At 72.2% G+C, this 11,656-nt stretch carries 8 protein-coding genes; 5 read left to right on the top strand and 3 right to left on the bottom strand.

The features are described 5' to 3' along the window. Positions 1-244 precede the first annotated feature (244 nt). Both ACWEQG_RS09200 and ACWEQG_RS09195 read right to left on the bottom strand, forming a co-directional pair. Positions 245-2,173 (bottom strand): LCP family glycopolymer transferase, encoded by a 1,929-nt coding sequence (locus ACWEQG_RS09200; RefSeq protein ID WP_452283207.1) that lies wholly within the window; start codon positions 2,171-2,173, stop codon positions 245-247. A 327-nt stretch (positions 2,174-2,500) separates the two neighbouring features. Continuing rightward, positions 2,501-4,144 carry a hypothetical protein gene (locus tag ACWEQG_RS09195; protein ID WP_452283917.1) on the bottom strand — a complete coding sequence of 548 codons (1,644 nt, stop codon included), beginning with the start codon at positions 4,142-4,144 and terminating at the stop codon, positions 2,501-2,503. A 512-nt stretch (positions 4,145-4,656) separates the two neighbouring features. Here ACWEQG_RS09195 and ACWEQG_RS09190 point away from each other — a divergent pair. From ACWEQG_RS09190 to ACWEQG_RS09170, 5 genes are all read left to right on the top strand, one after another. Beyond that, on the top strand, positions 4,657-6,765 hold the full coding sequence (locus ACWEQG_RS09190) for an ArnT family glycosyltransferase (protein ID WP_452283205.1): 2,109 nt from the start codon (positions 4,657-4,659) through the stop codon (positions 6,763-6,765). A gap of 16 nt (positions 6,766-6,781) precedes the next feature. Then, on the top strand, positions 6,782-7,702 hold the full coding sequence (locus tag ACWEQG_RS09185) for a permease-like cell division protein FtsX (RefSeq protein ID WP_452283203.1): 921 nt from the start codon (positions 6,782-6,784) through the stop codon (positions 7,700-7,702). Next, on the top strand, positions 7,699-8,523 hold the full coding sequence (locus ACWEQG_RS09180; RefSeq protein WP_452283202.1) for a hypothetical protein: 825 nt from the start codon (positions 7,699-7,701) through the stop codon (positions 8,521-8,523). The genes ACWEQG_RS09185 and ACWEQG_RS09180 overlap by 4 nt, the downstream gene beginning before the upstream one ends. A gap of 108 nt (positions 8,524-8,631) precedes the next feature. Next, a complete protein-coding gene (locus ACWEQG_RS09175; protein ID WP_452283200.1) occupies positions 8,632-9,567 on the top strand; it encodes a glycosyltransferase family 2 protein in 936 nt (311 codons plus the stop codon). Then, positions 9,564-10,646, top strand: a complete 1,083-nt coding sequence (locus ACWEQG_RS09170) for a glycosyltransferase family 4 protein (RefSeq protein WP_452283198.1) — start codon at positions 9,564-9,566, stop codon at positions 10,644-10,646. The genes ACWEQG_RS09175 and ACWEQG_RS09170 overlap by 4 nt, the downstream gene beginning before the upstream one ends. Here ACWEQG_RS09170 and ACWEQG_RS09165 read toward each other — a convergent pair. Next, positions 10,610-11,563 (bottom strand): lysylphosphatidylglycerol synthase domain-containing protein, encoded by a 954-nt coding sequence (locus ACWEQG_RS09165; RefSeq protein ID WP_452283196.1) that lies wholly within the window; start codon positions 11,561-11,563, stop codon positions 10,610-10,612. The genes ACWEQG_RS09170 and ACWEQG_RS09165 overlap by 37 nt on opposite strands. Between the last annotated feature and the right edge of the window lie 93 nt (positions 11,564-11,656).

The following is an 11,656-nucleotide window of genomic DNA, read 5'->3' as shown; positions in this document are numbered from 1 at the left end:
GCGCAGCGTCGCCGTGTCCTTTCGGACACTAGCGAAGGCGCCCCGGCGCATCAGCCCGAACGGGCGAACAGGGCGCGTTCGCCAGGTGTTCACCCTAACGTTCTTGAAGACTGATGTCGCCTCTGGGGCTGAACGTAACGGATGTGACACTGTCGTGGTCCCCTGTCAGACCACCGGTGACGAACGGGCCGGGACACCTCCGTTCCACGTGGACGGAGGCGTCCCGGCCCGGTCGCGACGCGGGTCAGCTCGCGCAGGGGTTGGTGTCGGAGGTGACGACGTTGTCGCCCAGGTTGATGGGGGAACGGACGCCCTTCCAGTCGGCGCCGACGACGAGCTGGATGATCGGTCCGCGCACCTTGCCCTTGGGCGCGTCCGGCGGGGGCGAGGATGGCGTGAACGGCGTGGCCGGGCCGCTCGCCGCCTTGCCGGTCTCCGGGCTGACGGGGTTGACCAGCTTGCCGACCAGGATCTTCGAATAGTTCCAGCCCTGACCGGTGTAGCGGACCATGGTCTTCGGCTGGTCGGTGCCGTCGGGCTTCCGGGCGTCGCCGACGCCGACGACGTTGAAGCCGAGGCCGGCGAGCTCCTCGGCGACCTCCTTGGCCAGGCCGTCCCTGTTGGTGCCGTTGAACACCTGCACCTTGACCTGCTGCGGCTTGGTGATCACCGGCCCGGAGGGCGAGGCGGCCGGGCTCGCGGACGCGGTGGGAGCCACCTCGGTGTCGTTCGCGATGGCCCTGAAGAGGTTGCCGGCGGCCGGCTGCTTCCACTGGACGCGGTTCTTGTCGGCGGAGTACGGCTCCCACGGCACGGTGGTGGCCTTGAAGCCCTTCGCCGACAGCTTCGACGCGCTCTGCGCGATCTTGATGAGCTCCTCGGTGTTGAGCGCGTCGTCCATCGTGACGGACTTCGCCGCCGCGGCGATGAAGGCCTGCAGCTTGCCGACGTCGGTGAGCAGGGCGCTGCTGGTCGCCTTCTTCACGACCTGGGAGATGAAGACCTGCTGGCGCTTGATGCGGGAGATGTCGCTGCCGTCGCCGAGGCCGTAGCGCAGCCGCACGTAGCCCAGCGCCGCCTCGCCCCGCACGGTCTGCTTGCCCGCGGGGAGCGTCAGCTTCGACTTCTTGTCGTTGACGGCCTGCGGCAGGCAGATCTCGATGCCGCCGAGGGCGTTGACGATGTTCTTGAAGCCGGTGAAGTCGACCTTCACGTAGTGGTGGACGCGGATCCCGGTGAGGCTCTCGATGGTCCGCCGCGTGCAGATCATCCCGCCGTCGGAGAACGCGGAGTTGATCATTCCGAGGTGTGCCGGGATGAGCGTCCGGCTGCGGGAGTAACAGGCGGGGATCATCACCATGGAGTCGCGGGGGAAGCTGAGCAGCGTCGCCGCGTCACGGTTGGGCGACACGTGCAGCAGCATGATCGTGTCGGTGCGCTCGCCGTCGTTGACCAGGTGCTGGCCGTACTTCTTGTTGTCTCCCGCCCGGGTGTCCGAGCCCACGAGCAGCACGTTGATCGCGCCGGTCTCGTTGACCGGGCGGTTCTTGTCGAGGTCGTCGGTGGACGCGCCTCTGTTGATCAGGCCGATGGTGCTCCGGTAGACCTTGTATGCCGTCAGCGTGCCGATGACCAGCACACACGTGAGCACCACGCTGATCCAGCCGCCGATCCCGAGGCCGGAACGGCCGCCGCCGCCTCCGCCGCGCCGGCGTGGCGGCCCGCCGTCCGGGGGCAAGTCGCCGCCGCCGCCGTGCGCGCGGCTCGGGACGGTGGCGGGGGCGTGGCCGCTCTCCTCGTCGCCGCCGCGCCTGCGGCCGCGCCGCCGCGGCGGCTCCTCATCGTCATAGGAGGGGTCGTAGGAGGGCTCGGGCGGGACGCCCGGCTCGGCGCGCCGCCCGCCGCGGCGTCGTCCCCCGTCGTAGGCCTCGGGCGGGCGGTCGTCCCGGGGCGGTCGCTGCCCGCCACGTCTCCCCGGCATCTCCGCGTAGCCGGCGGGGGCGGTGGCCACCGGCATGTCGGCGTATCCGGCCGGCGCGGGAGCCGCTCTGCGGCCCTGCGGGGGCTCGAAGGCCCCGCCGTACGCGGCGTCCTCCGGGGGACCCCACACCCTCTGGTCGGAGGGGGGCGGCGGAGGGCTGGTGCGCGCGGAGACGCGCCTGCGCTCGCTCACCGCACGCCTGCCCGGAAAGCGGTGGCCTGGCGACATGACGCGTCAGCCGGACGACATGGTGTGGCAGCCGGACGAGTGGGCGAGAGGCCGGAAGAATTACTGGTTCGCTCGCACACTTGTCCTCCTTGCCTGGCGATCACAGGTCGCGCTCCGAGGGTAGGTCACGGGAGCGTCTGCGAGTGCCGCGATTGGGAGGATCCGGGCCACGATCATGCCGTGTCACGTCCCCCTGATCCAGGGGCAGAGCATACTAAACGCCGACATTTTGGGTATGGGATTGAGTTTGCCTTTACCTGGTTTTGATGATGCGCGCGTCGTTTGGCCAGGTCAAGGGGTTTGTGCCGGTCTGCCGGACCCGCGTACGGACAGGGCGACGGCCAGGCAGGCGAGCGGCACCGCGGGCAGCACGTAGCGGTAGTCGAACTGGGCCGTGGCGGCCGGGACGAGCAGCAGCGCCCAGGCCGTCGCCCAGGCGATGCCCCAGTTCGTGGGGGCGTGCTTCGCGCGGGCCTGGTCGGTGGGGGCCTGGTTGCTGGGGGCCTGGTTGCTGGAGGCACGGTTCGCGTGGGCATGGTTCGAGGGAGACCATTGCGAGGAGTCGCGATTCTCGGACGCCCGCGGTGTCCAGGCCGCCCGGGTTTCGCCCGTTGCCCGGGTCGTGCGCCTCGCCGGGGCGGCACGGCGCGCCGAGCGGGCCCGGATGGCCCAGGCGGCCGGCGGGACCAGGAGGATCACGAGCAGCGCCGTCCCCGGCAGCCACGCGACATCCTGGTAGGCCCGCATCAGGGCCGCGAACGGCTCGGCGATGCGCACCGTGATCGACCCGCCCTCGTAACGCTGCGCGAACTCCTTGCCCACCACGGCGGGGTGCCGCCCGGGCGGTGGCGGCACGGCCGCCGGGAACTCGTAGTACCTGTACGTCTCGGCGTCGGGGTAGACGGGCCGGCCGGGCGTGAACGACCTGCCGAGCTCGGTCAGCGTCGTGCGGACGAACGCGAGCGGCTGGCTGCGGATCGCGAGCGAGGCGAACCTCCCGGCCAGGGTTTCGGTCTCCTTGGTGAACGTGATGCCGGGCAGCCGGACCAGGGGGGACTGCGCGTTCCAGATGTACTCCTGGGACGCCGGCCGGGACGCGGGGGGCCGCGGGTCGCACAGCACGGCGAGGTCGGGCGGCGGCTTCATCACCGAACAGTCGGCGAACGACATCGTCCGCGCGTAGAGGAAGACGCCGTTCGAGCCGACCAGCCCGACGCGCTCGTAGGTCGCGTAGAACCACCCCGCGTAGCCCGCGACCGGCAGGAGCGCGGCCACGAGGAAGGGCACGGTGAGCCTGGCCACCGCCCTGCCTGGGCGCACCGCGCCGCTCGCGCCGCCCGTCCCGCTCGCGCCGCGCACGCCGTACGCGAGCAGGAAGAGCGCGAAGACGGCGACCAGTGGGAGCCCGACGGTCCTGGTCAGCGTGGCGGCGGCCAGCACGAGGCCGAGGGCGGCGGCCGAGCGCGGCGTCAGCGGGCGGCGCATCGCCAGGCACACCGCCCCCACGAGCAGGAAGGTGAACAGCGAGTCGGAGACGAGCAGGTGCTCCAGCTCGATCTGGTACGCGTCGAGCAGCACCGGGACGCAGGCCAGGACGGCCGCCCACCGAGGACCGCCACGCCGCAGGACGGTCACGTAGAGCATCACGCCGACGAGCAGCCCCAGCACGTGCTGGACGGTCACGACCAGGGCGAAGCTGTGGAACGCCTCCAGCAACCTCAGGAACATCGAGTAGCCCGCCGGGCGGACGAGGTCCGGCCTCGGCCGCATGGCGGTCACCACGTAGGTGTAGGAGTCGGGGAACCACAGCGCGGGCCGGAAGCCGAGCGCGGTCACCAGCCGCAGGAGCGCCCCGAGCCCGAGGACCACGAGAAACCACCGGTGCCGGCGCGCCCACCCGGGGAGGTCCTCACGCGTCCACGCCACCGGGTGCATCGGGTCGCGAGGCGTCAGACGCCCACGCACCCAGCCCTCAAGCCGGCCGCCACCGGCCCGCGTGGCCCCGAGCCACCCGGCCCCGCGCCACCCGACCCCGCGCCCTCCGGCTCCGTGCCCTCCGGCTCCGGCACGTTCGGCTCCGACCCGGTTGGTTCCGACTCGCTCGGTTCCGGCTTGCTCGGCTCGGTGCCGCCCCATTCCGGCCCGTCCGTTCGGGAGCGGCGTGGGCGGACCAGCGGGCGCACCGGCGGACGACGACTCGCCGGGCCAGGCGGGTCCGGGACGTTCATGCGGGTGCCCGTCCTCCCCCTCCGGCCAGGGCGCCGAGCCCCGGCTGTCCGACACCCTCATGCGCCCCCCTGCCTGCCTCCCGGCGTACGCTACCGGCTCCCCGCGGCCCCTGTGCGGGGCCGGGACGCGCCTGTGGACAACGGCGACGCGCGAGGTGGACGGGACACGACGATGAAGGCGGAGCGCCGGGGCGGGCCGCTAGTCTCGGGTGCATCCCGGTGAACACGTCAGGCCACGCGCGTGGCCGCACACGGCTGCCGTCGCAGCGGAAGGCGGCGGGCAGGCTGCTCGCGGCCGTCTCCGTCGTGCCCGCGCTCGCGCTGAGCGGATGGCTGATCGCCGGCCTCCCATTGCTGCTGCTCGGGTGGTTCCTGCCGCTGCCCATGACGCTGCTCGGCGGCGGCGCCGCCCTCCTGCTGAGCGCGTACGGCCTGCGCCGCCTGCCCGAGGCCGCGACGCCGCCCCGCTGGGCGACGGTGGCCACCCTCGCCGTGGCGCTCGGATCGGGGATGTTCAACGGGTTCCTGCACGGCGAGCAGCTGATCGTCCGGCGTGACCCGTCGACCTACGCGCAGTACGCCGTCTGGCTCGCCCGGCACGGGTCGCTCCCGATCCCGACGGGCGACTTCGGCGGTCCCGACCCCGCACTGCGCTTCGACAGCATGGGGTTCTACGCGGTCGACGGCGGGATCGGCCCGCAGTTCATGGCCGGGCCGCCGATGATCCACGCGATCGGTCACTGGCTGGGCGGCGTCCCCGGCCTGCTGCTCGTGCCGCCTGTGCTGGGCGCGCTCGCGGTGCTCACCGTCGCCGGGACCGCCGCGCGGCTCGTGGGCGCGCGCTGGGCGCCCCTGGCCGCCCTCGTGTTCGCGGTCGGCCTGCCGATCCTCTACACGTCGCGGACGACGTTCAGCGAGATTCCCTCGCTCATCCTGCTGTTCGGCGGGATGAACCTGCTGCTCGACGCGCGTGCCCGGCTCCGGGCCGCGCCGCCCGGCCCGGGTCTCCCGTCCGCCGCGCTCGCGGGGCTGTCGTTCGGGCTGGCGCTGCTGGTGCGCATCGACGGCCTGCGCGACGTGCTGCCCGTGCTCGTCTTCGCCGGGGCGCTCGTCGCACTCCGGCGGACACCCCTCGCGAGGCCCTTGCCCGAGGGACGGCTGGGCGCGCCCCTGCTGACCGGCCTGTTCGTGGGCGGCGTGTGGGGGTTCACCGGTGGTTACGCCCTTGCCCGGCCCTATCTGGAGTACCTGTCGGGCTCGCTCGTTCCCCTGCTCGCGATCTGCGCCGTCGTCGTGGTGCTCACGGTCGCCGGCGCGGCGCTCGCGCCCCGGATCGCCGCCCGCGCCCGCCGCCTGCCGGGTGCGGAGTGGCTGCCGGACGCCGCCGCGGCCCTGGTCGTGCTGGTCATGGCGGGCTTCGCCGTACGGCCCTGGGCGCAGACCGTGCGCCGTGACGCGGTCACGCCCGAGGACATGCTCACGGCCGACTTCATCGAGAAGACGCAGATAGCCAACGGCCTGGTGCCCGACAAGTCCCGGCTGTACTACGAGCACTCCCTCGACTGGGTCTCCTGGTACGTCGGTCTCCCCGCCGTCGTGCTGGCGACCGTGGCGGCGGCCGTGCTCGCGCGCCGCCTGGTGAAGGGAGGGGAGTTCGGCTGGCTGCTGCCGCTGGCGGTGATCGGTTGGACGACGGTGACGACGCTCTGGCGTCCCGCGATCACCCCCGACCACCCCTTCGCCTCCCGCAGGCTGGTGCCGATCGTCATCCCCGGTCTGGTGCTGCTCGCCGTCTGGGGGCTGCGGTGGCTTTCGCGGCGGCTCGCGCGTACGGGCTGGTTCGCCGCCCGTCCGGGCCGTTCGCGGGCGGCCGTCGCGGCCGGGGCGCTGCTGCTGGCGGTCCCGCCCGCGATCACCTCGATCGGCACCGCGTTCTCGCCGGTCAACAGGGGGGAGGCCGCCGCGATCGCGGGCCTGTGCCGGGCGATCCCGGCGAACGCCTCCGTGCTCGTCGCCGAGCGCGTCACGGGCGACCGGCTGACGCAGGTCCTGCGCGGCCAGTGCGGGGTGCCGACGGCTCGCGTGGTCTATCCCCCGCGATCCGACGTGCCGCGCCAGGCCGACGTGCTGCGCCTGGTCGAGGCCGTCCGGCGCACCGGCCGCCGGCCCGTGCTGCTCGCCGCCGAGCCCGAGCAGCTCATGGCGTACGGCCCGGCGACCCGGGTGATGAGCCTGCACACCCGGCAGGACGAACGTTCGCTGGTGGACCCGCCCAACGGCACCTGGTCGCTCAACATCGACGTCTGGATGACCGTTCCAACCGATTAGTCCTAGGGTTCGGCGTGTGGAGTCCGCTGAGATGGAGGAATTGTCCTTCGGTGACGATCGGCGCGAGCCGGAACCCGGGGCGGGTCCTGTCCGGAAGCCGCTGGTCATCGCCGCTCTGGCGGTCGTGTTCCTCGCCGGACTCGGGCTCGCCGGGTGGTGGATCCACGAGCAGTCCCGTTGGCCGCTGCCCCTGCCGGCGGAGTCACTGCCGCAGTCGGGGTTCTTCTCGGTCTACATCTGTCTGCCCTCGACGCCCGATCTTCCGACCTGTCATGACGGCGCGGCGACGGAAGAGGACAAACAAGGGATCGAGGCCGCGCTCAAAGCGATGCCGGAGGTCCGGATCTTCCGTTTCCGGACCCAGGAACAGGGGTGGGAGGACTTCCAGGAATGGGTCACGCCCAGGGAGGGCTCCGGGATCGCGAGCGCCTACGAGCCCGCCGACATGCCGGAGGCCTACCACGGCGCGCTCGGCCCGGGGGACTGGCAGGGGGTCAAGCAGCGCCTGCAGGGTTTGCCCGGTGTCTCGGACGTCATCGTCTTCGGGGACACCGCATGGCGCGGCAGGGCCGACATCGCGATCCAGTTCTGTCCGGACAAAGGCGACCGCGCCTACGAGCGATGCGAGAGGACTCCGAGGGCTTCCGAACAGGAGAGGGCGGCCGTACTCGACCGGATCGAGGACCTCGACGGGGTGGAGGCGGTCTACTTCGAGGACCTCGCCCACGCGCTGCGGGACAGGCGGCGCATGCTGTGGGACGGGACGGAGATCGACCCGCTCGTCGTGCCCGAAGGCTTCTGGCTCAAGCTCGACAGGCCGGGCAGGTTGAGCGAGATGAGAGAGATCTTCGAACGGATGCCGGGCGTCGCCGCTGTGCTCGAGGTGTCCGCGCCGCCGCAGTGGCGGTTCACGGTGACTCCCGGAGCCGGTAGATGACGGCGAATTCCGCGGAGCGTACGTGGTGGAGAAGGCCGCTCACGGTCGCGGCCGTCGTGCTCGTCGTGGCGCTGGCGGTAGGCGGGGTGTTCGCCCATCGGGCCTCCCGGGAGCCGTCCCCGCCGCCGGACGGGCCGTGGCCTCGTACGGGCACCTTCCTGGTCCACCTGTGCGGGTCCCCATCCCCTTATGACGGGCAGTCGTCCGATGAGTCGCTTTCCCCGGATGAGAGTTGTCCGTCGGGCGCGGCGACGGCGGCCCAGCGGCGTGAGATCGAGCGCGTGCTCGCGAGCCACGCGGAGACCCGCGGATACCGGCGACTCACGCCGGCGCAGGCTCTCGCCATCGCCCGTCAGGATGAACGCGTCGGCGACATCCTCGACGAATACCTGCTGAGGCGAGCGGTGTACGGCGGAGCCCTGGCGCCGGGGGACTGGCGGCGGGTCCTCGGCGAGGCGCAGCGGCTTCCGGGGGTCTTCTACGTCGAGTCCTACCGCGACGACTTCTGGTGGGACAAGGCCGACGTGGCGGTCCGGCTGTGCTGGAAGGACTGCGAAGGCGGCCCGGCGGACCGGCAGGCCGTGCTCGACCGTGTCCGGGCGCTGCCGGGCGTGGACGAGATCTACTTCGAGGACGCCGAACACGCCGTGGCGGTCATGCGTCACGTGCACTGGGTGAATCGGCCGGAGTCCTACCACGCGGACCTGGTGCCGGAGGCCTTCCACGTGAAATTCGCCGGCCACTGGGACTTCGCCGAGGTGCAGCGGGCCTTCGCCGGGATGCCAAGCGTCGTGAAGGTGGTCCGGCATGCTCACCCGTGAGGGTTCATCGCGCTTTCTAGCGGACGGGGCCAGAGCGGCCACCAAGGGGAAACGGCTGTGAGGCGAAGTGAGACCGCGATTTGGCGGGGCAGAGTACCCTAGCCGGACGTGACCACGCTCGAGACCTCTGGAAGCGCCGTGACTCCCGCAGAAACCCCGTACGTCACGATCGTCCTGCCGTGTTACAACGAGCAGGATCACGTGATCGCCGAGGTGGAGCGCATCTGCGCCGCCATGGACGCGAGCGGCTACACCTACGAACTGCTGGCCGTGGACGACTGCTCCACCGACGAGACGCTCGCGCGGCTCCACGAGGCCGCGCCGCGCTTCCCGCACATGCGGATCAGGGCGTTCCACCGCAACGGCGGCTCGGGCACCGTACGCAGGATCGGCAGCCAGGAGGCCCGCGGCGAGATCGTCGTGTGGACCGACGCCGACATGAGCTACCCGAACGAGCGCATCCCCGAGCTGGTCCAGATCCTGGAGAAGGACGCGACGATCGACCAGGTCGTCGGCGCGCGCACCACCGAGGAGGGCTCGCACAAGTTCCTGCGGGTGCCGGCGAAGTGGTTCATCCGCAAGGTGGCGGAGCGGCTGGCCGGGCAGAAGATCCCCGACCTCAACTCCGGCCTGCGGGCCTTCCGCAAGTCGGTGGCCAGGCCGTACCTGCGGCTGCTGCCCCCCGGGTTCTCCTGCGTCACGACGATCACGCTGGCGTTCATGTCGAACCAGCACGACGTCTACTACCTGCCGATCGACTACGCGAAGCGGGCCGGGAAGTCGAAGTTCAACTTCGTCTCCGACGCCTACCGATACATCCTGCAGGTGCTGCGGATGATCATGTACTTCAACCCGCTCAAGGTGCTCATGCCGCCCGCGCTCTGGCTGGTCGGCATCGGCCTGGTCAAGGGCGTGTACGACATGATCAGCCATCTGGGCTTCTACCTCACCAGCAACACCGTCGTGACCTTCCTGTCTGGCATGCTGATCGGGGCGGTGGCGCTGCTGGCCGACCTGATCGTGCGCTCCAGAGGTGACGTTTGAGGATCGCGATCGTCGGCCCCACCTATCCGTACAAGGGCGGCGGAGCGCAGCACACGACGGAACTGGCCCACCGGCTGCGAGCCCGGGGCCACGACGTGGTCATCGAGTCGTGGCGGGCGCAGTATCCCGCGTTCCTGTATCCCGGGCAGCAGACGATCGACAGCCCCGAGGGCGAGCCGTACCCCGGCACCCGCCGTGACCTCGACTGGCGTCGGCCGGACGGCTGGCTGGCGTGCGGGCGGCGGCTGCGGGGGGCCGACCTCGTCGTGCTCACCGTGCTCAGCCCGGTGCAGGTGCCCGCCTATCTCGGCATCCTGTCCGGTCTGCGCCGCCGGGCGCGGGTGGTCGCCCTGTGTCACAACGTGCTGCCGCACGAGAGCAAGCCGTACGACAGGCCGCTGATGAAGGCGCTGCTGCGCCGGGTGGACGGCGTGCTCGCCCACTCGGAGCAGCAGGCGGACCTCGCCCGCGCGCTCGCCGCCGCGCCGGTGCGGGTGGCCGCCCTCGCGCCGCACCTGCCCGCGCGCGGCGCCCGGGAGACGGCGGGGCACACGGCGCACGGCAGGCTGCTGTTCTTCGGCATCGTGCGGCCGTACAAGGGGCTCGACCTGCTGCTGGAGGCGCTCGCGCAGGTGCCGGACGTACGGCTCACCGTGGCGGGCGAGTTCTGGGGCGGCCTGGAGGACACCCACGCCCTGATCGAGCGGCTGGGTCTCGCCGGCAGGGTCGAGATCCGGCCGGGGTACGTGCCGGCCGAGGACGTGCCCGGTCTGTTCGCCGGGGCCGACGCCCTGGTGCTGCCCTACCGGTCGGCGACCGCCAGCCAGAACGTGTGGCTCGGTCACGAGCACGGCGTGCCGGTGATCGCCACCCGGGTCGGGGCGCTGCCCGACAACGTACGCGACGGGGTGGACGGCCTGCTGGCAGAGCCGGGCTCGGCCGGCGCGCTGGCGGAGGCGATCAAGCGGTTCTACGAGCCGGGGACGCCCGAGCGGCTGCGGGCGGGCGTCGCGCCCGTCGACCCCGAGCCACACTGGGCGGTCTACCTGGACACGTTGCTGGCCGCGTCGGACGGCTGACCGGCGGGGGCGGTGCGGCCGCGGGCGAGCAGGAAGCCGAGCCCGGCCCAGGCGGCGTCGCCGAGGGTGAACATCACGCGGGACACCACCGCGATCGCCAGCGCCCTCGGCGTGTCGAGCACCGGCGCGAGCGCCACGACCATCGCGCCCTCCCGCACGCCGATCCCGGCGGGCACCACGACCGTGAGGATGCCGGTGGACCAGGCCAGCGCGTACGCCCCGGCTGCGACGGCGTACAGGGACAGGTCCGCGGGCCGCATGCCCCCGACGAGGACCCACAGGTGCACGCCGTACACCAGCCAGCCGGCCATCGTCCACGCGGCGGCCTTGGCCATCTCCGCCCCGCTGAGCACCCGGTCGAGCGGCTCTCTGCGGACGACGCGCAGGGCGAGGTTGAGCCCCCAGGTCATCACCCGTGGGTGGAGGCAGACGAGGATGAGCGGGATCAGTGCGAGCAGCCACCACGCCTGCCTGGCGATCTGCTGCGACAGCGTGGCCGCGGCGAGCGCGAGCGCGCAGCCCAGGGAGGTCACCAGACCGAGCGCGGTGGCGCTGAACGTCCGGCGCGGCGGCGCGCCGTGGTCGCGGGCCAGCTCGATCATCGCGGCGAACGCCCAGACCGAGCCGGGGATGTACTTGCCGAGCTGGCCGACGAACAGCACCCGCGCCGCCACGCGCAGCGGCAGCGGCGAGCCGAGCCCGGCGAGGATGTCGCGCCAGGCGACCAGCATGAACCCGAGCCCGGCGACCACCGCCAGGAACGAGGCGCCGAGCGACCACCACGACAGCCGCGACAGGGCGGCCGAGGTGTCCGTCCAGTTCCGGGCCAGGCCGTATGCCAGGAAGGCGAGCGCGACCACGGCGAGCAGCACCCGCAGCAGCGGGCTGGAGCGCAGGCGGTTCAGCAGGCGCGGCACGCGCCCAGAGTAAAGCCTGAAGCTACTGATCGGTAGGTTCGCCGCGCGGGTTGTCCACAGGCTCGGCTGATCGCGAGGCGAGGGCGGGGCGGC

Source organism: Microbispora sp. NPDC004025, from assembly GCF_053604425.1.
Note: the sequence above shows the minus strand (reverse complement) of the source record. Positions and strands in the feature narration are given on the sequence as shown.

What these genes read in the sequence shown, in the direction of transcription:
- ACWEQG_RS09195 (WP_452283917.1), bottom strand. Translation starts at nt 4,144, where the DNA reads ATGCACCCGGTGGCGTGGACGCGTGAGGACCTCCCCGGGTGGGCGCGC.
- ACWEQG_RS09180 (WP_452283202.1), top strand. Translation starts at nt 7,699, where the DNA reads ATGACGGCGAATTCCGCGGAGCGTACGTGGTGGAGAAGGCCGCTCACG.